Raw genomic sequence first — 22203 nt, forward strand, 5'->3', positions numbered from 1 at the left:
CCCGTCCCAGCCGACTATTCTGGTATCCCGTGATTACCCGCCTGTCCCACCTGTTCCTCCGCACTCTGCGCGACGACCCCGCCGACGCCGAGGTCCCCAGCCACAAGCTGCTGGTCCGCGCCGGTTACGTGCGTCGCATCGCGCCCGGCGTCTACTCGTGGTTGCCGCTGGGTCTGCGCGTGTTGCGCGAGGTCGAGCGGGTGGTGCGGGAAGAGATGAACGGCATCGGTGCCCAGGAGATCTCCCTCCCCGCGCTCCTGCCGCGCGAACCGTACGAGGCGTCCAACCGCTGGACCGAGTACGGCGACGGACTGTTCCGACTGAAGGACCGCAAGGGCGGCGACTACCTGCTCGGCCCCACCCACGAGGAACTGTTCGCGCTCACCGTCAAGGGTGAGTACAACTCGTACAAGGATTTCCCGGTCACCCTGTACCAGGTGCAGACCAAGTATCGCGACGAGGAGCGCCCGCGGGCCGGCATTCTCCGTGGCCGCGAGTTCGTCATGAAGGACTCGTACTCTTTCGATCTCACCGACGAAGGACTGACCGCGTCGTACCGCGCGCACCGCGACGCCTACGAGCGGATCTTCAGCCGCCTCGGCGTCAAGTACGTGATCGTGTCGGCGACGTCCGGTGCGATGGGTGGCAGCGCGTCGGAGGAGTTCCTCGCCGAGAGCGAGATCGGTGAGGACACGTACGTCCGCTGCCTCGAGTCCGGTTACGCCGCCAACGTCGAGGCCGTGAAGACGCTGGCTCCCGAGGCCGTCCCGTTCGACGGACTGCCCGCCGCGAAGGTGCACGACACACCGGACACCCCCACGATCGCGACGCTCGTCGACTGGGCCAACGGCGCCGACCTGGGCTGGACCGTCACCGCCGCGGACACCCTGAAGAACATCCTGGTCAAGACCCGGCAGCCCGGTGGCAAGTGGGAACTGCTCGGCATCGGTGTTCCCGGCGACCGCGAGGTGGACGACAAGCGTCTCGGTGCTTCCCTCGAGCCCGCGGAGTTCGAGTTGCTCACCGAGGCCGACTTCGCGGCCAACCCCTTCCTGGTCAAGGGCTACATCGGGCCGAAGGCGCTGCAAGCCAACGGTGTTCGTTACCTCGTCGACCCGCGGATCGTCGACGGCACCAGCTGGATCACCGGAGCCGACGAGCCGGGCAAGCACGTGGTGGGGCTCGTCGCGGGCCGAGACTTCACCCCGGACGGCACCATCGAGGCCGCCGAGGTTCGCGACGGCGACCCGTCACCCGACGGAGCCGGTGCGCTCGTCGCGGCCCGGGGCATCGAGATCGGTCACGTCTTCCAGCTCGGCCGCAAGTACACCGACGTGTTCTCCGTGGACGTGCTCGGCGAGAACGGCAAGCCCGTCCGCCCGACCATGGGCTCCTACGGGGTGGGCGTCTCCCGCCTCGTCGCCGTGATCGCGGAACAGCACCACGACGAGAAGGGGCTCCGCTGGCCGGCCGAGGTGTCGCCCGCGGACGTGCATGTGGTGATCGCCAACAAGGATGAGACCGCCCGGGAAGGCGCCGAGGGACTCGCCGCCGAACTCGACAAGGCCGGTCTCGAGGTGATCCTCGACGATCGCAAGGCGTCGCCCGGCGTGAAGTTCAAGGACTCCGAACTGCTCGGTGTCCCGCTCGTCGTGGTCGTCGGCCGCGGCTGGGGCGAGGGCAAGGTGGAGGTCCGCGACCGCTTCACCGGCGAGAGCCGCGAGGTGGCCGCCGAGTCGGCGCTGAGCGAGATCGTCAAGGCCGTCAGGGGCTGATCAAACCGCCCCACGCCTTTCGTCCGGACTGTTAGCTTGGCCTGACACGTCCGGACGAAAGGCTTGCTGTGACGAATTCCCTGCTGTTCGATCCGACCTCCTACGATCCCGAGCATTTCGATCCGGAGACGCGCAGACTGCTGCGGGCGCTGATCGAGTGGTTCGAGTCGCGGGGCAAGAAGCGGCTGCTCGAGGACGATCTCGAGGCCGTGTGGCCCGAGGACTTCCTGGAGTTCGTGAAACGGGAGAAGCTGTTCGCGAAGTTCCTCACCCCAGCCGACCTGGCGGGCGGCGACCCGGACAAGCGCTGGGACGCCGCACGCAACGCCGCCCTCAGTGAAATCTTCGGTTTCTACGGTCTGGCGTACTGGTACGCGTGGCAGGTGACCATCCTGGGTCTCGGCCCCATCTGGATGAGCGGGAACCGTGCCGCGAAGGAACGGGCCGCGACGCTCCTCGACGACGGCGGGGTGCTGGCGTTCGGGCTGTCGGAGAAGGAACACGGCGCGGACGTCTACTCGACGGACATGCTGCTGAACCCTGCGGAGAACGACCCGGGCCTCGCGTTCACCGCGAGCGGCGACAAGTACTACATCGGCAACGGCAACGTCGCGGGCATGGTGTCGGTGTTCGGGAGGCGCACCGATGTGGAGGGCAGCGACGGGTACGTCTTCTTCGTCGCGGACAGCCGCCACCCGGCATACCACCTGCAGGGCAATGTGGTGCACGGCCAGATGTACGTCAGCACGTTCCGGCTCGAGGACTACCCGGTGCGGGAAGAAGACATCCTCCACACCGGGGTCGCCGCGTTCGAGGCGGCGCTGAACACCGTCAACGTCGGCAAGTTCAACCTGTGCACGGGATCCATCGGGATCTCCGAGCACGCCTTCTACGAGTCGATCACCCACGCGCACAACAGGATTCTGTACGGAAACCCCGTCACCGATTTCGCGCACGTGCGCGGAAACTTCGTCGACGCCTACAGCCGGCTGATCGCGATGAAGCTGTTCAGTGCACGCTCTGTCGACTACTTCCGCAGCGCGAGCCTCGACGACCGCCGGTACCTGCTGTTCAACCCGATGACGAAGGCGAAGGTCACCTCCGAAGGGGAGAAGGTGATCGCGCTCCTGCACGACGTGATCGCGGCGAAGGGCTACGAGAAGAACACTTACTTCCGCGAGGCCGCCCAGCTGATCGGCACTCTGCCGAAGCTCGAGGGCACGGTACACGTCAACGTCGGCCTCATCCTCAAGTTCATGCCGAACTACCTGCTCAACCCGGCGGAGTACCCGGAGATCGGCCCCCGGCTCGACGCTGCCGACGATGCCTTCTTCTGGGCCCAGAGCCCGACCCGCGGTGCCGGCAGGATTCAGTTCCACGACTGGACGAAGACCTACGAGGCACACTCGGACGTCCCCAACGTGGCCCGGTTCCACGAGCAGGCGACCGCGCTGAGGGAACTGCTCACCACCGCCCCGCCCGACGCTGCCCAGCAGAAGGATCTCGACTTCCTGCTCGACCTCGGGCACCTGTTCTCGCTCGTGGTCTACGGGCACCTGATTCTCGAGCAGGCCGCGATCGCCGGCATCGACCGTGATCTGATCGACCAGATCTTCGACTTCCAGATCCGCGATTTCTCCCGTTATGCCGTTGCGCTGCAAGGTAAATCGTCCGCCACCGAGGCGCAGCAGAAGTGGGCGCTCGGTGCGATTCGCCGCCCCGTGGTGGACGCGGAGCGGTTCGCTCGGGTGTGGGCACAGGTGGAGAACTACGACGGCGCCTACGAAATGCGGCCGTAGACAGGGCTCTACGGGGGTGGGGTGGCGTCATCCCTCGGGGTGCCGGTTGCGCCCCCTGGGGTGCCTGTTCCGGTGGGTGCGATCGGCGCATTCTTATGTGGCAAGCAAAACCCCACCCCCACAGAAAGATCCACACATGGCACACACCCTCAAGCGCACCCTTTCCGCTCTCGCCATCGCGGGCTTCGCCCTCACAGCCGGAGCGGGAATCGCCTCGGCTGATCCGGGTGGCAACGGCGGCACGGCGCCGGGCGGCACCTCGCAGGGCGGTAACGGTGGCACCTCTCAGGGCGGCGCCGGCGGCGCAGGTGGCAACGGCTCCGGTGGGAACGTCGTTCTCGGCGGTCCGGTCATCGGCAGCCCGGGCACTACCACCGGACCCCAGAACGCCGGCACCGGCGGTAACGGCGGTAACGGCGGGAACGCCGGAGATGCCAACGGAGGGAACGCCGGGGATGCGAATGGGGGCGCCGCGAACGGAGGCGCAGGTGCCGGCGACACGACGACCACGGACAACACCCAGAACTGCGGGTTCGTCTTCTGCTGGTGACCGAGTCGTGATCGCTCGATCTTGCTGAACAGCCCGAGGGGCCGTCACCGCCAGGTGCCGGCCCCTCGGCGCCACGCCTGTACCACCTTCCCGCCTCCCGGCGCCACGCACTGCGAAAGGTTCTTCCCATGTCGACTTCCTTCGGCTTCTCCACTGTCCTCACGCGCACGGGTGCCACCGTCGCGGCCGCGTTCTTCGTCCTCGCGGCGGGCGCCGGCATTGCCTCGGCGGCCCCGGACTCCCCGTCCGATGACCCCTCCGTCAGCACCGTTGCCCCCGGACAGAACGCCCAGGGCGGCAACGTCGACATCGGCGGCCCGCATGTCGGGCCGATCGCCGTGGACGGTATCAAGGCCGGCCCCGGCGGAGCGAACGTCGGCGGATACGACTTCGGCGGCGGCCAAGGGCAACTCTGGGGGTGACCGGATTCGCACTCCAGGGTGTCTGGTTGCGCCGACCCCGGGTGCCGCATCCTGAAGTGGCAGTAGAGAATACCCTCCAGTCGCGAGCGGACCGGACAGGTTGATTCGTCGCGGCGAGGACCCCGAAGCCGGAACTCACGAGGCGAAGATTTCGGGGTCCTCTCGATCTGGCACTCTCGGGTGCCGAGTGCTAAATTAGCGATGCACAGTGAATCTGGCTGCCCGTCGGGGTGGCGGGCGCCTCGAGTGATGTGGGAGGTGTGTTGCTGTGCTTCGCTTCGATCCTTTCAACGACCTCGAATCCATGACCAAGAGTCTGCTCGGCACGGAAACTGGAACCGCACGGGTACCGCGATTCATGCCGATGGATCTGTACAAGGTCGACGACCACTACGTCCTGCACGCCGACCTGCCGGGCGTCGATCCGGGTTCCGTCGACGTCAGTGTCGACAACGGCACGCTCACCCTGACGGCTCATCGCAGCGCGCCGTCCGAGGAGAACGTGCAATGGATCGCGTCCGAGCGGTTCAGTGGAACGTTCCGTCGGCAGCTGTCGCTCGGCGACGGCGTCGACCCGGACCGCATTTCGGCGTCCTACGAGAACGGTGTCCTGAGCGTGACCATCCCGCTCGCCGAACGGGCGAAGCCGCGGCGGATCGAGGTCTCCAGCCTCGGAAGCGGTGAGCATCGCACGATCGAGGCGGGTCCCGCGAGCGAGACGGACTGACGCTACAGCGGAAACATCTGCTGTGTCGAAGCCCCCTCGACGAGGGGGCTTCGGCGTGCCCACGTCCACCCACCCCAGGGGTGGAAAGGGCAACACCTCCGGGTGCACCGGCCACCACTGGGGGTCCTGGTCGGGTCGGACCGTGCGCGGCACAGTAGAGAACAAGCAAGAACGTAACGCTTCACCAGCCGCGAGCGAAGAAACCGAGGAGGCCATCATGACGAACACCCCGGTTGCACACGAGCACGAAGGCCGTCGCCTCACGGTCAGGACCGACGACGGGATCGCACTCGCGGTTCGCGAGTTCGGTTCGCCCGACGCAGCCACCACCGTGGTGTTCGTTCACGGTCACTGCCTGCGCACCGAGTCCTGGTGGGCACTGCGCAAGCAGCTGGTCCGCTTCTGGCGCAACGACGTTCGCATGGTCTTCTACGATCACCGCGGACACGGAGAGTCCGGGGAGGCGCCGGCAGCCACCTACACGATCGATCAGCTCGGCCGCGACCTCGGCTGCGTGCTCGACGCCGTCGCACCGCACGGTCCGGTCGTCCTCGTCGGCCACTCGATGGGCGGGATGACCGCGCTGTCCTACACAAGGCAGAACCCGCACACGATCGGTTCGCGGATCGTCGGCATGGCCCTGATCTCCACCGCGGCGTGCGATCTCGCCGAGGCCGGTCTCGGACGACACCTGCGCAGCCCCGCGGTGTCGCTGTTCCGCACCGCGGTGCGCCGGGCACCCCGGGTCGTGCACGGATCGAAGCGGGTGGGACGCACCGTCTGCACGGCGATCGCCCGCGCGGCAGGCGCCCGCAACCGAGTCGTCGATCCTCGCCTGGCGGCGCTGGTCTCCGCCATGGCCAACACCACGTCCGTCGTCACCATGTCGAGCTTCCTCGAATCCCTGCTCGGGTTCGACGAGCGGCACTCCCTCGCCGCGCTCGCTCACATTCCGTCGCTGATCCTGTGCGGCTCGGTGGACATGCTCACCCCGCTCCAGCATTCCGTCGCGATGGCCTCGAAGCTCCCCGCCTCGGAACTCGTGAGCGTCGACGGGGCCGGCCACTCGGTGATCCTCGAGCGCGCCGCCGACGTCGCACTCGCGATCATCGGCCTCGTCGAGCGGATCGCACACGGTGAGACCGCCGCTTTCGACCGCGAACTGATGGCCGTCGGCTGATCAGAGATCGCGCTCGTTGATGATGCCGCTGCGCATGGCCCGCTCGGCCAGGCTGACCCGCTTCTGATTCTGCGGGAGATCGCCGACGCCGAACTTCGCGAACAACGCCCGAAGGTGAGTCTTGATCGCATCGACACTGAGAAACAGTTCCTGGGCGATCTGCTGATTCGACGCCGGATTCGCGAACGCGGCGCCGTGCTTGTACGGCCGGCACAGTGCCGTGAGGACCGCCCGCTGGGTGTCGGTGAGGGACCGGACGTCGGGCATGTCGGTGCCCATCCGGGTGGCCTCGTCGAGAGAGCCGCCGAATTCCAGGTACCGGATCTTCGTTCCGCCGATGCGGATGCTGTCGCCCTGGCGGAGCCGCCGGCGCCCCGCGAGACGCTCGCCGTTGACGAAGGTGCCGTTGCGGGAGAGCCCGTCGTCGAGGATGGTCCAGTGCGAGCCGACGCATTCGAGGACGGCATGGAGACGTGAGACCTCGTCGTCCTCGGTGAGGAGCAAATCGGAACCGGGCGACCGTCCGATCGTGACGCGCGCGGAAGTGGGGGAGAGGTCCACGGTGTGGTGGTGACCCTCCCGGTCGGAATAGCTCAGTCGAGACTCAACGGCTCGGTCCACGGCGACACCCCTTCGGCACGCTTCCATCGTGCCCCGCCGCGTGTCCTCTGAGCAAGATCAAGAGCGGAAATCGCCGTTCACGGATCAGTTCTCGGAGCCCGCGGCGTCCAGGGTGCTGCCGAACGCGCACACGGCGAGCTCCTCGAGCGCCGGATCCTGCCCGGCATGCTCGGGTACCTGCATGGCGAGCAGGGTGTTGAGGAGCATTCCGTTGGCGATGAAGGTGCGGGCCCGTTCCGGGCTGCACCCGGTGCGCGTGCGGATCTGCGTGTAGAGCCGGGACATCCAGTCGCGGGCCAGCGCGCCGATCTCCGGGTTCGCGCCCGACGTGAAGCCGTGCATCATCACGAGCAGGAGGTCGCGGTCCTCGAGCAGTTCGGCGTATGCGATGCCCATCGGGAGCCACGACTCGTCGTTCTCCGGGTTTGCGGCGACATCGTCGAAGTACGGCTCGAAGGTGTCCATGATCCGACGCATCGCGCGGTCGAAGACGTCGGCGAACAGCCGCGACTTCGAGCCGAACATGCGAACCACGTAGGGCTGGGACACGCCCGCCTCGCGTGCGACGGCGTCGGTGCTGGTGCCGTGATAGCCGTCCCTGGCGAACGCTCGGGAGGCGGCGGCCAGGACGAGTTCGCGACGTTCGGTCGCGCTCATGCGGGTCTGTTTCACGGGCGATGCCATGTTGACATGTTATCAGTCGATTACTAGTCTTCGAATTAAGTAATCATCTGATGCTTACAACTCCCTTCTTCCCGTACTCACGACTCGAATACGAGGACCCGTCATGACGACACTCTCCGAACGCCTGGAACACGAATCGGCGGCGCCTCCCTCGGGACTGGGCCACGGCCGGCTGGTGCCGGTATGGCTGGCGATCGTCGCCGCCTCGATACCGATGTTCATGGCCACACTCGACAACCTGGTGATGACCAGCGCCCTGCCGGTGATCCAGCGCGACCTCGGTGCGTCGGTCGGGCAGTTGCAGTGGTTCATGAACGCGTACACGCTCGCCTTCGCGACGTTGATGCTGACGCTGTCGGCGCTGGGGGACCGCCTCGGCCGTCGCCGTGTATTCCTCTGGGGCATAGTGCTCTTCGCACTCGCGTCGATTGCATCGGCCCTGTCGACCACCTCCGAGATGCTGATCGCCGCGCGCGCCGTCCAGGGCGTCGGCGCGGCCGCGATCATGCCGCTCTCCCTCACCCTGCTGGCCGGTGCCGTACCGCTCGCCAAGCGCGCCCTCGCCATCGGGATCTGGGGTGGCGTCTCGGGACTGGGCGTCGCCCTCGGCCCCGTGGTCGGCGGCGCCGTCGTCGACGGGGTGTCGTGGCAGGCCGTGTTCTGGATCAACGTTCCCGTCGCTGCGGTCGCGATTCCGTTGGCGCTGTACGCGCTCGGCGAGTCGAAGGGAAAGCGGCAGCCGCTGGATCCGCTCGGCGTCGTCCTGGCCGGAGCCGCCGTGTTCCTCGGAGTCTGGGGCATCGTGCACGGCAACGACGACGGCTGGACCAGTGCCACGGTGCTCGGTGCTCTCGTTTCAGCGGCGGTGTTGCTCGCGGCGTTCGTGGTGCGCGAGTTGCGCACACCCTTCCCCGTGATGCCGCTGCGGCTTTTCCGGTCCCGGCAGTTCTCCCTGGCCAACGTGATCGGGCTGACGTTCACGCTGGGAATGATGGGCGCCGTCTTCCTCCTGTCGCAGTACCTCCAGATCGTCATGGGATACTCCCCGTTCGAGGCCGGCCTGCGAACCCTGCCGTGGACCGCCGCACCCATGCTGGTGGCGCCGATCGCAGGCCTGCTCGCGCCGCGGCTGGGAGTCCGGACCCTCCTCGTCACCGGACTGGTCCTGCAGGGGTTGTCGCTGCTGTGGATGGCGTCGCTCATCGTCCCCGGCGCCACGTACGGCAGCATGGTTCCGGCGTTCGTGATGGCAGGCGCAGGAATGGGTCTGACGTTCGCTCCCAACGCGACCGCCGTCCTCGCCGACATGCCCGAGGCCGACCACGGCACGGCCAGTTCGACCAACGCGACACTCCGTGAGATCGGAGTCGCGCTGGGGATCGCGCTCCTGACCGCGGTGTTCCTCGGTGCGGGCGGCAGCCTGACCCCGACGGGATACATCGACGCCCTCGCACCCGCTCTGTACGTGGGAGCCGGATTCGTGGCGGTCGCGGTCGTTGCCGCGGCCCTCATGCCGGGACGATCCAAGGCCGTCCTGGCATCGACGTGACCCTCCCGGAGTGCGGGCGGGCCCGGACCGTGAGGTCCGGGCCCGCATCAGTTCCAGGGCGGGGAGGAACGCATCGGAGAGTTCGCCGGGAAAGGCATACTCGTCCATCCCGTGCCGCCGACTTCAACGGTCGATCAGCACCTGCGCGACCTGGCTACATCGCACGGCGGAAATCCGTCTGGCTCGTCCCCAGGCGCGACGTGACCTGAGCCTGCGGCTCAGAACAGCGGGCCGCCGCCGAACGGTTCCCGGTGCGACGGCGGGGTCCGGCCCTGGGTGTCGGTGATGCCGTACTCGACGGCCAGCTCCGCCGTGACGAAGGTGTGGCCGCTGCGCTGAGGGAGGGTGGGATCTGCGGTCAGGGCGCAGATAACCTCGCCGATGAACTCGGGGGACTCGGCATCCGCGACGGAAAAGCCAGGCGATGGTCTCGAGGCCGCTGGCGACGATCATCTCCGTCCGGACGATGCCCGGCCACAGCGAGACCGCGCGCACGTCGTGCGGAGCCAGCTCCGCCGCCATGTCGCTGGCCATCTTGTCCAGCCCGGCCTTGGACATGCCGTACAGCACCGAGTGCAGATGCCCGCGGGTCCCGAACGACGAGATGTTCGCGATCAACCCGGAGCGGCGGGGCACCATCAACCGCGCAGCCTCCACGGACGCGACGTAATGGGCGCGCAGTCCGACACCGATCAGCGAGTCCCAGTCGTCCAGTGGCCGCTCCCAGAACGGGGTGCTGAACCCGCCGAATCCCTTGGGGGCCGCCCACACGTTGTTGACCAGCAGATCGAGTCGGCCGGCCTGCTCGTCCGAGATCCGGGCGAACAGCGCACGCACATCTGCGTCTTCGCGGTGATCGCAGGCCACCGCGATGCCGGTCCCACCGGCGCCGGTGACCGTTCGCGCCGACGCCGACAGCGGGCAGTCCTCCGTCATCGGGCCGCGCCCGGTGACGTAGACGGTCCACCCGGCGGCGCCCAGCGCCGTCGCCACGCCCTTGCCGACGCCGCGACTCCCACCGGTGACCAGAGCTACCCCGGCGCTCACTGGACCACCACCGTGTCCTGGGTGAGCGGACGGGTGATCGACCAACGAGTGGTGAAGTGGCATCGCGACATTCGCCAGACGCCGTCCTCGAGACGGTAAGCGTCGTCGTATTCGCCGGAGGACACGGTCTCCGTCCGCTTCAGCAGATCGACCTGGCGAAACTTCAGCGTCCACGCGCCCGACGCCTCGGTGTCGCTGTGCAGCACGATGTCCGGATGGAAGCCGTGGTGCATGTCAAGGATCACGTGCTTGCCGTCCACTTCGTGGAGCGCGATCCTGCGGAAGATGTCCGTGAGGCGGTCGGCGTCGTCGAACCGGCCGAGTGGACCGAAGTCGATCGACGCCCCGGACGAGACGAAGCAGGCACGGAACGCGTCCGGATCCTTGCCGTCGCACGCTCGCCAGTAGCGGTACTTGAGCGCCTTGATCGCGTCGATCCGCTCCAGGTCCGCCAGACGCTGCTCCACCGAGCGTTCGTCCACGCTGCCGTCCTCCCGTTGCCGTTCACCGTGTCGGGAGAGACGCTAGGCCGGGAACGCGCCGCGTGGACGCAGAATCCCGGTGGGCGGGAACCTGCCCGTCGTCAGGGCCCGCCGGGGAACGGGTCGGTCACCGGATCGGTCCCGAGCGCCACTCGCCAGGTGGCCTCCCGGACGGCCGCCTCGGTCAGCGCGGTGACGCCGAGCGTGCGGGTGTCCTCCGTCTCACCGTGTTCGACGACCGCCCGCCACGCGACGGCGGTGTCGGCCTCGACCTGGGCCGCCAGCTGCGCGGCCGTGATCGGATCGGTGACCGGGAACGGCAGGGTGTAGCCCGCCTCGGCGGCCGGAGCCGTCAGTCCTGCCGCGGTCAGCGTGTCCAGGAGGCCGTCCCGCCGCGCTCGGTGGGCCGCGGCGGCGGTGGCCACCTGGGTGGCCCGGGTGGGATTCGAGAATGCGGCGACCACGCCGTAGGCGAACACCGCGGAATGTTCGGCGGTCAGCGCGTCGGCGAGGCTCTTACCCTCGGCTTCGGTGGGTGTCGTCACGGCAGCACCACCGCCAGATACGTACCGCACGCGGCGCTGATCGACGCGCAGAGCCCCGCCCGGTAGGCGGTCAGTGTGCGCGCCGAATCGGCTGCGCTGCGCTGCGACTCGGCCAGGTCGGCCCGCAATTGATCGAGACCGGGCGGCGGCGCCGGTGCGGTCGGTGTCGTCGCCGGGGGAGCGGACGTGGTCGGTGCGGTACCGTCCGGATAAGTTCCTGCAGCCCTGGCGATTTCGGCGTCCAGTGCGTCGGCGTGTGCGGTGCGCTGGGCGCGGACGAGTTCGAGTGCCGCACCGCGATCGGGGAGCAGCGCGATTGTGGCCGCCGCGCCGGCGGCGTCACGACGAGCCAGACGCGACTGTGCGACGAGTGAATCGACCTCGGTGCCGGAGTCCGCGTCGTCGGCGCACCCCGCCAGCAGGGAGACACTCGCGACGCCGAACGCCGACGCTGCTGCGAACCGGAGAGCGGTGCGCCGGGACACGGCCGGACCGGATGTCGGGGGCCGGGAGACGGTGGGCATGAGCACCGGTCCATGGTGCCAGGTCGGGCCGCGATCGCGGGAATCGAGCACCGGGGCTGGTCACGGACGCCTCGAATCGGCGTTACTCTTAGATGCTCGAACCCGTCCCGGCGGGTTCGAGGTGCTGCGTGCGCGGCACGATGACCTGCCCGACCACGAAGACAACTGAAACGAGGAGCTTCCCCGATGCCGGTTCCATCCAAGGAGAGGGTGACGGAGCTCATCTCCGATCTGGTGCAACGCCAAGGTTACGACTTGGAGGACGTTGCAGTCACCCTCGCGGGTCGGCACAGCGCGGTCCGGATCATGGTGGACAGCGACGCCGGACTCGAACTCGACGCGGTCGCGAACCTGAGCCACGAGATCTCCGAGGTCTTCGATTCGGTGTCCGATTTCGGGGAGTCGCCGTACACGCTCGAGGTCACGTCTCCCGGTATCGGCCGGCCGCTCACGCACGAGCGGCACTGGCGTCGTGCCCGCGGCCGCAGGGCGCGTATCGATCTCGCGCACGAGACCGTCGTGGGTCGGATCGGCCTCCTTGACGGCGACTCGGTCGCGGTGGTGATCGGCTCGCGCACGGGCCCGGAGGTTCGGCGTGTCGCGCTCCCGGACATTCAGAAAGCTGTTGTGCAGGTGGAATTCTCGAAACCCGACCCGAGGGAGCTGGAACTCGCCGGCGGGATTCCCGAGGGTCGAGTGGCACCCGCGGACGCAGACGCGTCGGGAGATGAAGAAGTAGTAGAGGGGTTGGACAAGTGAATATCGACATTGCGGCGTTGCGCGCCATCGAGGCCGACAAGGGCATCTCGATCGAGACCGTCATCTCGACCATTCAGACCGCGTTGCTCACCGCCTATCGGCACACCGAGGGGCATCAGCAGCACGCACGGATCGACGTCGACACCAAGAGCGGCATCGTGCGGGTGATGGCGCACGACGTAGACGCCGACGGCAACATGGTCGGCGAGGAATGGGACGACACCCCGGAAGGTTTCGGCCGGATCGCCGCGACCACCGCCCGCCAGGTCATCCTCCAGCGGCTGCGGGACGCCGAGCACGAGCGGAGCTTCGGCGAGTACTCCACCCACGAGGGCGAGATCGTCGGCGGCGTGATCCAGCGCGACACCCGCGCGAACTCCCGCGGCATGGTCGTCGTGCGGATCGGCAGCGAGGCCAGCGGCGCCGAGGGCCTGATCCCGCCCGCCGAGCAGGTGCCCGGCGAGAACTACGAGCACGGCGAGCGGCTCAAGTGCTACGTCGTCGGTGTGGCCCGTGGGCAGCGCGGACCTCAGATCACGCTGTCGCGCACCCACCCGAACCTCGTCCGCAAGCTGTTCGCGCTCGAGGTTCCGGAAATCGCGGACGGTTCGGTCGAGATCATCGCCGTCGCCCGGGAGGCCGGGCACCGGTCGAAGATCGCCGTCCAGTCACGGGTGCAGGGACTGAACGCCAAGGGTGCGTGCATCGGGCCGATGGGCCAGCGGGTGCGCAACGTGATGAGCGAACTCGCCGGCGAGAAGATCGACATCATCGACTTCGACGAAGACCCGGCCCGGTTCGTCGGCAACGCGCTGTCGCCGTCGAAAGTGGTCTCCGTCACTGTCGTGGACCCCGATGCGCGGGCCGCGCGTGTCGTCGTCCCCGACTTCCAGCTGTCCCTCGCCATCGGCAAGGAAGGGCAAAATGCCCGTCTTGCTGCGCGCTTGACCGGGTGGCGAATCGACATCCGCAGTGATGCCGCACCCGCCCCCGAGTCGGCAGGCGGACCCGCCGCGACCAGTCGTTGAGCCGGGAATGCGGAGATCGGGGCGAGTCGGCGGTAGAGTGGTCAATGGTTCAGCATGAGCATCCCGATTCTGCGCGCGTTCCTACCGGTTCACCGGTCCGAACATGCATAGGATGTAGGGAGCGCGCGCTGGCTGTCGATCTGCTCAGGGTTGTGGTTAGTGAGAGTGGGCCGCAAGGTCATGTTCTCGCCCCGGACCCGAGGCACAGGCTTCCCGGTCGAGGTGCGTGGCTGCACCCCGCCGAGGCTTGCCTGAGTCTCGCGGAACGACGCCGAGCATTCGGCAGAGCACTGCGAGTAACCGGAAGTGTCGACACGTCAGAAGTCGACCACTGGGTACGAGCAGGGCACCCACCCAGAGCAGTACCTCTCGAACAGAACAGGCACAAGCACTCATGAGCACACCGTGAAGCACCAGCGATGATCGTCCATCGGAGATAACCCGAGGTCGTGCGGGCCCCTCTCAGGGGAGCCTCCTGCTCGACCTCATCAGTGAGGAGAGCAGTGGCAGGCAAGGCCCGCGTGCACGAGTTGGCTAAAGAACTCGGTGTCACAAGTAAAGAACTACTCGCAACGCTCAAGGAGCAGGGCGAGTTCGTGAAGTCGGCGTCCTCCACAGTGGAGGCGCCCGTCGCCAGGCGTCTGCGGGAATCCTTCCCGTCGGCGAAGTCCGCCGATTCCGCAGCCCGTCCGGCTGCCAAGCCCGGCGCACCCGCGCCGAGCACCCCGGCGACCGCTGCGAAGCCGGGCGGTCCCCGTCCCGGCCCGAAGCCGGCAGCCCCGGCTCCGGCTCCGGCTCCGGTCGCACCCGCTGCGGCCACCCCCGCGGCCACCCCCGAGGCGCAGGCCCCGGCTCCGGCCGCACCCGCAGCAAGAGCAGCCACCCCGGCTGCCCCGGCGACCAATGCTCCCAAGCCCGGTCGCCCCACACCGGCTGCCCCGGCTCCGGCCGCACCCGCAGCTCCGGCCGCACCCGCAGCCCCGGCTGCCAGTGCCCCCGCGGCTCCGTCCACGGGCGCCAAGCCCGGCGGACCCCGTCCCGGCCCGAAGCCCCCGCGTGTCGGTAACAACCCGTACTCCTCGGCTCCCGCCGAGCGTCCGGCACCCCGCCCCGCTCCCGGCGCACCGCGTCCGGGTGCACCCCGTCCGGCTCCCGGTCAGGGCGGACCTCGTCCGGCTCCCGGTCAGGGCGGTCCCCGTCCGGCACCGGGTCAGGGCGGACCTCGTCCGGCACCGGGTCAGGGCGGTCCCCGTCCGGCTCCCGGTCAGGGCGGACCCCGTCCCAGCCCCGGCTCGATGCCTCCTCGCCCGAACCCAGGCGCGATGCCTGCACGTTCCGCACGTCCCGCCCCCGGCGGTCGTCCCGGCCGTCCCGGCGGAGCCCCCGGCGGTCGTCCCGGTGGCGGCGGCGGTGGATACCGCGGTGGCGGAGCCCCCGGTGCCGGCGCAGGTGCGCCCGGTGGCGGAGCGCCCGCAGGTGGTTTCCGCGGTCGTCCCGGTGGCGGTGGACGCCCCGGTCAGCGCGGTGCGGCAGCAGGTGCGTTCGGTCGCCCCGGTGGTGCCCCGCGTCGTGGTCGCAAGTCGAAGCGGCAGAAGCGCCAGGAATACGATTCGATGCAGGCGCCCGCCGTCGGCGGCGTGCGGTTGCCCCGTGGCAACGGCGAGACCATTCGCCTCGCCCGCGGTGCATCCCTGTCGGACTTCGCGGAGAAGATCGACGCGAACCCCGCAGCGTTGGTGCAGGCACTGTTCAACCTCGGCGAGATGGTGACAGCGACCCAGTCGGTCAACGACGAGACGCTGGAACTGCTCGGCGGCGAGATGAACTACGTCGTCCAGGTCGTCAGCCCGGAGGACGAGGACCGCGAGTTGCTCGACAGCTTCGACCTCACCTACGGCGAAGACGAAGGTGGCGAAGAGGACCTCGAGTCCCGTCCGCCGGTGGTCACCGTCATGGGCCACGTCGACCACGGTAAGACCCGACTGCTCGACACGATCCGTAAGGCCAACGTCCGCGAGGGCGAGGCCGGCGGCATCACGCAGCACATCGGTGCCTACCAGGTGCTGACCGAGCTCGACGGCAACGAGCGTCTCGTGACGTTCATCGACACCCCCGGTCACGAGGCCTTCACGGCCATGCGTGCCCGTGGTGCCAAGGCCACCGACCTCGCGATCCTGGTCGTCGCCGCCGACGACGGCGTCATGCCGCAGACGGTGGAAGCGATCAACCACGCCCAGGCGGCCGACGTGCCGATCGTGGTCGCGGTGAACAAGATCGACAAGGAAGGCGCGAACCCGGACAAGATCCGGCAGCAGCTCACCGAGTACGGACTGGTCGCCGAGGAATACGGCGGAGACACCATGTTCGTCGACATCTCGGCGAAGCTGGGCACCAACATCGACGCACTGCTCGAAGCCGTGCTGTTGACGGCGGACGCTGCCCTGGACCTGCGGGCCAACCCGGACATGGACGCTCAGGGTGTCGCCATCGAGGCGCACCTCGACCGTGGACGCGGCCCCGTCGCGACCGTGCTCATCCAGCGCGGAACGCTGCGGGTCGGCGACTCGATCGTGGCCGGCGACGCATACGGACGTGTGCGCCGCATGGTCGACGAGCACGGCGACGACGTGCTCGAGGCCCTGCCTTCGCGTCCCGTCCAGGTGGTCGGATTCACGTCGGTCCCCGGTGCAGGCGACAACCTGCTCGTGGTCGACGAGGACCGCATCGCCCGTCAGATCGCCGACCGGCGCAATGCGCGTAAGCGCAACGCACTGGCCGCGAAGAGCCGCAAGCGCATCAGCCTCGAGGACCTGGATTCGGCTCTCAAGGAGACGTCGCAGCTCAACCTCATCCTCAAGGGCGACAACTCGGGAACCGTGGAGGCCTTGGAAGAGGCCCTGCACGGCATCGAGATCGACGACGAGGTGCAGTTGCGGGTCATCGACCGTGGTGTCGGTGGCGTCACCGAGACCAACGTCAACCTGGCCGCTGCGTCGAACGCGATCATCATCGGGTTCAACGTCCGCGCCGAGGGCAAGGCGACCGAGTTGGCGAACCGCGAGGGCGTCGACATCCGGTACTACTCGGTGATCTACCAGGCCATCGACGAGGTCGAGAAGGCTCTCAAGGGCATGCTCAAGCCGATCTACGAAGAGGTCGAGCTGGGCAAGGCGGAGATCCGCGCGATGTTCCGTTCGTCCAAGGTCGGCAACATTGCCGGTTGCCTCGTCACCTCGGGTACCATCCGTCGCAATGCGAAGGCCCGGCTGCTGCGTGACAACACGGTTGTCGCCGAGACCGTCACCATCTCCTCGCTGAAGCGGGAGAAGGAGGATGTTGTCGAGGTACGCGAGGGTTACGAGTGCGGTTTGACGGTCACCTACTCCGACATCAAGGTCGGTGACGTCATCGAGGCCTACGAGCTTCGGGAAAAGCCGCGCGACTAGTCACCATCCGTTTGGGGTGACGCAGCAGCGTCATCCGGCGTGCGCTTCCCTGGCCGATCGACTCGGCCGGGGGAGCGCACGTCTCCCCGAAGGAGGAAAGTTTGTACGTCGGTGCGCTCGAGCTCGACATCTTGCTCGGTGACGTGCGATCTCTGAAAGAGAAGCGTGCAATGGTCAAACCGGTTCTGGCGGAGCTGCGACGTTACGGCGTCTCGGCGGCGGAGACCGGGGAACAGGATCGGTACCGCCGGTCGATGCTCGGTGTCACGATGGCGAGTTCGGCGGTCGATCACGTACACGAGGTACTCGACACGTGCGAACGGCACGTCGCCGAGCTGCCGGAACTGCAACTCCTTGCAGTCCGGCGACGGATTTTCGGCCCCGAGGACTGACTCGGAGTGCCCTGCCCGCCCCGCCGCATCTGCGGCCCGGCGTGCAGAATGAACTACAGCTACACACGCAACTTCACAACTTATTCAGCGGCCAGGGAGAGGAGTCTGATTGTCATGGTGGATCCCGCCCGGGCACGCAAACTCGCCAAGCGCATCGGCACGATCGTCGCGACAGCGATCGACCACGAAATCAAGGACCCTCGCCTGGCGTTCGTCACGGTCACCGATACCAAGGTGACGGCCGACCTCCACGACGCCACCGTGTACTACACCGTCATGGGCGCCGACCTCGAGTCCGAACCGGACCTCGCCGCCGCAGCCGCGGGGCTGGAGAAGGCGAAGGGCGTTCTGCGCTCGAAGGTGGGCGCAGGCACCGGAGTCCGGTTCACTCCGACGTTGACGTTCGTCGCGGACACCGTCCCCGACACCGCACGGCACATGGAGGAACTCCTCGCCCGCGCTCGCGCCGCCGACGACGAGGTCGCGCGTGTCGCGGCCGGTGCGTCCCCGGCCGGTGACCCCGACCCGTACAAGGAGCCCCGAGCCGAGGACGCGGACGACGCGGAAGTCGACGAGCCCTCCGGTTCCCGCCAGGCGGACTGACACGCACCGACATGACCCACACTCAGGAGACGTCCCTGTCTGATCTCGATCGTCGCGAGGTGTTTCTGCCGCAGGCGGTCGCCGTTCTCGAGAACGCGACGGCGGTGACGATTCTGTGTCACGTCCAACCCGATGCCGACACGATCGGCAGTGGACTCGCCCTGGCGTTGGTGCTCGAGCGCAAAGGGATTCCGGTACAGGTAGCGTTCGGCGCGCCCGACGAATTGCCGGAGTCGATGCGGGAACTGCCGGGCACCCACCTGCTGGTGCCGGCGGATCAGGTGCGCCGCAACGTCGACCTGCTCGTGACCGTCGACTGCGGCAGTGCCGGGCGTCTCGGGAAGCTCGCCGACCGGCTCGCGAACGCGGGCAACACCCTCGTCATCGATCACCACCGGTCCAACACCCGTTTCGGTCGCATGAACCTGATCGACGAGTCCGCGGAGTCGACGACCGCTGTCGTGGCGCAGATGTTCGACCTGTGGGGTGTGGACATCGACGCCGACCTCGCGCACTGCCTGTATGCGGGACTCGTGACCGACACCGGTTCGTTCCGCTGGGTGCAGCCCGGCACCCACACGCTCGCCGAGAGGCTGCTCGCCACCGGAATCGACGGAGCCCGCATCGCGCGGCGCCTGCTCGACACCCACCCGTTCGGCTGGCTGCCCATGCTGTCCTCGGTGCTCGGATCGGCGACGCTCGTCCCCGACGCAGCGGGAGGGCGGGGACTGGTGTACGCCGTCATCCGGCAGGCCTACATCGGAGACCTCCGCTCGGAGGAGATCGAAAGCGTCATCGACATCGTCCGGACGACGTCCGAGGCCGAGGTCGCGGCAGTCCTCAAGGAGGCGGTGGACGGCACTTGGTCGGTGTCGCTGCGATCGAAGTCCGACGTGGACGTGTCGGTCGTCGCCGGGTATCTCGGCGGCGGCGGTCATCGGTTCGCCGCCGGTTACACGGCCGAGTGCTCTGCGGACGAGATCGTGACCTCGCTCGTCGAATCGCTCGGCTGAGGTCCGAATTCGTTGGCTGACGTCTCAGAAGTCACGGGCGACGCCACCGCCCGGACGGTGTTCGGGCTGGCGCTGCCCGCGCTCGGTGTCCTCGCTGCCGAACCGATCTATCTGCTCTTCGACATCGCCGTCGTCGGTCGGCTGGGCGCTCTGGCGCTCGCGGGTCTCGCCGTCGGCGGTCTCATCCTCGCCCAGGTCAGCACGCAGCTGACGTTCCTGTCCTACGGCACAACGGCGCGCGCGTCCCGCATGCACGGTGCCGGCGACGAGCGCGGCGCGGTCCGGGAGGGCGTGCAGGCCACGTGGCTGGCACTGGGCATCGGTGCGCTCGTGATCGCGCTGGTCCACCTGTTCGCGCGGCCGGTCACCTCGGCGATCGCCGGCGGCTCCGACATCGCGGCGGCCGCCGAGAGCTGGCTGCGGATCGCGGTGTTCGGGGCCCCGCTGATCCTCGTCGCGATGGCGGGCAACGGGTGGATGCGTGGCGTGCAGAACACGGTGCGGCCCCTCCGTTTCGTGCTCGCCGGTCTCGTCGTGTCGGCCGTGGCCTGCCCGGTGCTGGTGCATGGATTGTGGGGCGCGCCGCGGCTGGAACTCGAGGGTTCGGCGGTCGCGAACGTTATCGGTCAGGCGCTGTCCGCGAGCCTGTTCGTCGGAGCGCTGGTGGTCGAGCGGGTGCCGTTACGTCCGCGATGGAGCGTCATGCGCGCCCAGATGGTGCTCGGCCGAGACCTGATCCTCCGGAGCCTGGCCTTCCAGGCGTGCTTCCTCTCGGCTGCGGCCGTCGCGTCCCGGTTCGGTGCGGCGGCGGTCGCCGCCCACCAGGTGGTGCTGCAGCTGTGGAACCTCGTCGCCCTCACCCTCGACTCCCTGGCGATCGCCGCACAGGCGTTGGTCGGTGCCGCGCTGGGCGCCGGACACGCCAAGGGCGCCACGCGACTGTCGTGGCGCATCACCCGATGGTCCACGGTCTTCGCGACAGGGCTCGCCCTGATCTTCGCCCTCGGCCACGGGGTGATCCCCGAACTGTTCACCTCCGATCAGGCCGTGCTCGACGAGATGGCGGTGGCTTGGTGGTTCTTCGTCGCGATCATGCCGGTCGCCGGAGTGGTGTTCGCCCTCGACGGCGTACTGCTCGGGGCCGGCGACGTCGCCTTCCTCCGGAATGCCACGCTGTCCTGCGCGTTGGTCGGATTCCTTCCACTGATCTGGCTGTCGATGCTGCACGACTGGGGTCTTGCGGGAATCTGGACGGGACTCACGGTGTTCATAATTCTTCGGATGCTCGCGGTCGTATGGCGCGTCGGAACGGGCCGGTGGGCAGTGGTCGGGGCCGACCTTCAGACACGACACGGATCGGACAGCGATCCCGCGGCGGAACACGATCGGAAAGGTGGTTGACGTGGCACCCAAACTGATGGCGGTGAGCGACGTCCATGTGGGGCACCGGGGAAACCGCCCGATCACCGAGGACATCTATCCCGACTCGCCCGAGGACTGGCTGATCGTCGCGGGCGACGTCTCGGAGAAGACCGACGACATCCGGTGGGCGCTGAAACTCCTGCGCAGTCGTTTCGCCGAGGTCATCTGGGTTCCCGGTAACCACGAACTGTGGACGACGGCGAAGGATCCGGTGCAGATCCACGGCGCCGCCCGCTACGACTACCTGGTCACCATGTGCCGGGAGATCGGCGTCATCACCCCCGAGGATCCGTTCCCGGTGTGGGAGGCCGAGGACGGCCCGATCACCCTGGTCCCGATGTTCCTGCTGTACGACTACACGTTCTTGCCCGACGGTGCCACCACCAAGGAGGAAGGTCTCGCGATCGCGCGCGAGAAGAACGTGGTGGCCACGGACGAGTTCCTGCTGTCGAGCGAACCGTACGGAACCCGGGATGCCTGGTGTCGCAGCCGCGTCGAGACGACGAAGGCCCGGTTGGACGCCCTGCCCGCGGGCACCCGCACCGTGCTGATCAACCACTTTCCGTTGGTGCGTCAACCGACGCAGGTGCTGTGGTACCCGGAGTTCTCCCTGTGGTGCGGTACCGAACTGACCGCGGACTGGCACACCCGGTACAACGCCGTCTGCGCCGTGTACGGGCATCTGCACATTCCGCGCACCACCTACTACGACGGGGTGCGGTTCGAAGAGGTGTCGCTCGGCTACCCGCGGGAGTGGCAGCGGCGGGGACTCCCGGACCGCCTCCTGCGGCAGATCCTCCCGGTGCCGGAGTACCCGCCGGGAACGCTGAACAAGTGGGGAGGCCACTTCAAGGTCACCCCCGAACAGGAAGCCGAAGTGGAGAAGATGCGGGCGAGGGGGGCCCTGTGATCGAGAGAATTCTGCCTGCCGGTGTGGTGTCGTCGGAACTGTTCGAAGATCCGCCGGGCCTGCGTCCGCACCCGCAGGAGGAGGCGCTCATCGGCAGGGCGGTGGAGAAGCGGCGCCGCGAGTTCACCACCGCACGTCATTGCGCCCGCCTGGCGATGACGAAGCTGGGCGTGGACCAGGCCCCTGTTCTGCGGGGCGACAAGGGTTCCCCCGTGTGGCCGCGCGGCGTGGTCGGAAGCCTCACCCACTGCGACGGTTACCGCGGCGCGGTGCTCGGCTACGCCATGCAGGTGCGGTCCGTGGGGATCGACGCCGAACCGCACGAGGCGCTGCCCGACGGTGTGCTGGACGCGGTGAGCCTGCCCGCCGAACGCGACTGGCTGTCGGGCGCGGCGGACTCCGGGCAGTGGCGCTCCGCCACCGGCGGTCCGGTGCACCGGGACAGGCTGCTGTTCTGCGCCAAGGAGGCCACGTACAAGGCGTGGTTCCCGCTCACCGCCCGGTGGCTCGGGTTCGAGGACGCGCACATCACGTTCGAGGCGTCCGGGGACGGCACGGGCACGTTCCATTCGGATCTCCTGATCTCCGGAGAGACCGTCGACGGCCCACCGCTGGCGTCGTTCGACGGACGGTGGATGGTGTCCGACGGCCTGATCATCACCGCCATTGCGGTGCACTGATTTCGGTACTGTGCGGTGCACTGATTTCGGTGCGGTGACGTCGGC

The 22203-nt window shown here is 68.2% G+C and carries 22 protein-coding genes and 1 pseudogene; 17 read left to right on the forward strand and 6 right to left on the reverse strand.

The genetic code is table 11. The features are described from left to right. The first annotated feature begins 29 nt into the window (after positions 1 to 29). The 6 genes from PSR88_RS33675 (at position 30) to PSR88_RS33700 (ending at position 6453) form a co-directional block, all read left to right on the forward strand. On the forward strand, positions 30 to 1775 hold the full coding sequence (locus PSR88_RS33675) for a proline--tRNA ligase (RefSeq protein ID WP_009479792.1): 1746 nt from the start codon (positions 30 to 32) through the stop codon (positions 1773 to 1775). Between the two features lie 68 nt (positions 1776 to 1843). Continuing rightward, a complete protein-coding gene (locus PSR88_RS33680; protein WP_016880184.1) occupies positions 1844 to 3574 on the forward strand; it encodes an acyl-CoA dehydrogenase family protein in 1731 nt (576 codons plus the stop codon). Positions 3575 to 3710: 136 nt separating this feature from the next. Beyond that, the gene (locus PSR88_RS33685) at positions 3711 to 4124 is read left to right on the forward strand and encodes a hypothetical protein (protein WP_029537597.1); all 414 of its coding nucleotides are present in this window, start codon (positions 3711 to 3713) and stop codon (positions 4122 to 4124) included. 128 nt (positions 4125 to 4252) lie between these two features. Continuing rightward, complete coding sequence (locus PSR88_RS33690) at positions 4253 to 4546, forward strand: hypothetical protein (protein ID WP_009479795.1); 294 nt, start codon at positions 4253 to 4255, stop codon at positions 4544 to 4546. A gap of 268 nt (positions 4547 to 4814) precedes the next feature. Further along, positions 4815 to 5273, forward strand: a complete 459-nt coding sequence (locus PSR88_RS33695) for an Hsp20/alpha crystallin family protein (RefSeq protein ID WP_009479796.1) — start codon at positions 4815 to 4817, stop codon at positions 5271 to 5273. Positions 5274 to 5490: 217 nt separating this feature from the next. Further along, positions 5491 to 6453: an alpha/beta fold hydrolase gene (locus tag PSR88_RS33700; protein ID WP_011598465.1), complete on the forward strand. Its 963-nt coding sequence runs from the start codon at positions 5491 to 5493 to the stop codon at positions 6451 to 6453. On the opposite strand, the gene PSR88_RS33705 is transcribed toward PSR88_RS33700, so the two are convergent. Then, positions 6454 to 7101 (reverse strand): FHA domain-containing protein, encoded by a 648-nt coding sequence (locus PSR88_RS33705; protein ID WP_011598466.1) that lies wholly within the window; start codon positions 7099 to 7101, stop codon positions 6454 to 6456. A gap of 57 nt (positions 7102 to 7158) precedes the next feature. Beyond that, positions 7159 to 7758 (reverse strand): TetR/AcrR family transcriptional regulator, encoded by a 600-nt coding sequence (locus PSR88_RS33710; RefSeq protein ID WP_011598467.1) that lies wholly within the window; start codon positions 7756 to 7758, stop codon positions 7159 to 7161. 103 nt (positions 7759 to 7861) lie between these two features. Here PSR88_RS33710 and PSR88_RS33715 point away from each other — a divergent pair, with 103 nt between their 5' ends. Continuing rightward, positions 7862 to 9307 (forward strand): DHA2 family efflux MFS transporter permease subunit, encoded by a 1446-nt coding sequence (locus PSR88_RS33715; protein ID WP_016880186.1) that lies wholly within the window; start codon positions 7862 to 7864, stop codon positions 9305 to 9307. 218 nt (positions 9308 to 9525) lie between these two features. Here the strand turns inward: PSR88_RS33715 and PSR88_RS33720 are convergent. The 4 genes and pseudogenes from PSR88_RS33720 to PSR88_RS33735 form a co-directional block, all read right to left on the reverse strand. Beyond that, a pseudogene (locus tag PSR88_RS33720) lies at positions 9526 to 10354 on the reverse strand (SDR family NAD(P)-dependent oxidoreductase). Next, positions 10351 to 10836 (reverse strand): nuclear transport factor 2 family protein, encoded by a 486-nt coding sequence (locus PSR88_RS33725; protein ID WP_016880187.1) that lies wholly within the window; start codon positions 10834 to 10836, stop codon positions 10351 to 10353. The pseudogene PSR88_RS33720 and the gene PSR88_RS33725 overlap by 4 nt, the downstream one beginning before the upstream one ends. Positions 10837 to 10937: 101 nt before the next feature. Next, positions 10938 to 11381 (reverse strand): ferritin-like domain-containing protein, encoded by a 444-nt coding sequence (locus tag PSR88_RS33730; RefSeq protein ID WP_009479803.1) that lies wholly within the window; start codon positions 11379 to 11381, stop codon positions 10938 to 10940. Further along, positions 11378 to 11905: a hypothetical protein gene (locus PSR88_RS33735; RefSeq protein WP_009479804.1), complete on the reverse strand. Its 528-nt coding sequence runs from the start codon at positions 11903 to 11905 to the stop codon at positions 11378 to 11380. The genes PSR88_RS33730 and PSR88_RS33735 overlap by 4 nt, the downstream gene beginning before the upstream one ends. 186 nt (positions 11906 to 12091) lie before the next feature. On the opposite strand from PSR88_RS33735, the gene rimP reads away from it, so the two are divergent. The 10 genes from rimP to npt all read left to right on the forward strand — a co-directional run bounded on the left by rimP (position 12092) and on the right by npt (position 22158). Next, on the forward strand, positions 12092 to 12664 hold the full coding sequence (gene rimP, locus PSR88_RS33740) for a ribosome maturation factor RimP (protein WP_011598471.1): 573 nt from the start codon (positions 12092 to 12094) through the stop codon (positions 12662 to 12664). Further along, on the forward strand, positions 12661 to 13692 hold the full coding sequence (gene nusA / locus PSR88_RS33745; protein WP_009479806.1) for a transcription termination factor NusA: 1032 nt from the start codon (positions 12661 to 12663) through the stop codon (positions 13690 to 13692). The genes rimP and nusA overlap by 4 nt, the downstream gene beginning before the upstream one ends. 44 nt (positions 13693 to 13736) lie before the next feature. Next, a complete protein-coding gene (locus PSR88_RS33750) occupies positions 13737 to 14090 on the forward strand; it encodes a YlxR family protein (protein WP_011598472.1) in 354 nt (117 codons plus the stop codon). A gap of 105 nt (positions 14091 to 14195) precedes the next feature. Next, entirely contained in the window at positions 14196 to 17138 is a 2943-nt protein-coding gene (gene infB / locus PSR88_RS33755; protein ID WP_342338738.1) for a translation initiation factor IF-2, read from the forward strand. 101 nt (positions 17139 to 17239) lie between these two features. Continuing rightward, on the forward strand, positions 17240 to 17530 hold the full coding sequence (locus PSR88_RS33760; protein ID WP_005240674.1) for a DUF503 domain-containing protein: 291 nt from the start codon (positions 17240 to 17242) through the stop codon (positions 17528 to 17530). 114 nt (positions 17531 to 17644) lie between these two features. After that, a complete protein-coding gene (gene rbfA / locus PSR88_RS33765) occupies positions 17645 to 18133 on the forward strand; it encodes a 30S ribosome-binding factor RbfA (protein ID WP_009479808.1) in 489 nt (162 codons plus the stop codon). A gap of 11 nt (positions 18134 to 18144) precedes the next feature. Further along, positions 18145 to 19146 carry a DHH family phosphoesterase gene (locus PSR88_RS33770; protein WP_016883087.1) on the forward strand — a complete coding sequence of 334 codons (1002 nt, stop codon included), beginning with the start codon at positions 18145 to 18147 and terminating at the stop codon, positions 19144 to 19146. A gap of 12 nt (positions 19147 to 19158) precedes the next feature. Then, the gene (locus tag PSR88_RS33775; RefSeq protein ID WP_016883086.1) at positions 19159 to 20547 is read left to right on the forward strand and encodes an MATE family efflux transporter; all 1389 of its coding nucleotides are present in this window, start codon (positions 19159 to 19161) and stop codon (positions 20545 to 20547) included. A 1-nt stretch (position 20548) separates the two neighbouring features. Further along, the gene (locus PSR88_RS33780) at positions 20549 to 21478 is read left to right on the forward strand and encodes a metallophosphoesterase family protein (RefSeq protein WP_009479811.1); all 930 of its coding nucleotides are present in this window, start codon (positions 20549 to 20551) and stop codon (positions 21476 to 21478) included. Next, positions 21475 to 22158, forward strand: a complete 684-nt coding sequence (gene npt, locus PSR88_RS33785; RefSeq protein WP_009479812.1) for a 4'-phosphopantetheinyl transferase Npt — start codon at positions 21475 to 21477, stop codon at positions 22156 to 22158. The genes PSR88_RS33780 and npt overlap by 4 nt, the downstream gene beginning before the upstream one ends. Positions 22159 to 22203 lie beyond the last annotated feature (45 nt).

It is taken from the genome of Rhodococcus sp. DK176 (assembly GCF_038447315.2).
Lineage (GTDB): Bacteria > Actinomycetota > Actinomycetes > Mycobacteriales > Mycobacteriaceae > Rhodococcus_F > Rhodococcus_F jostii_A.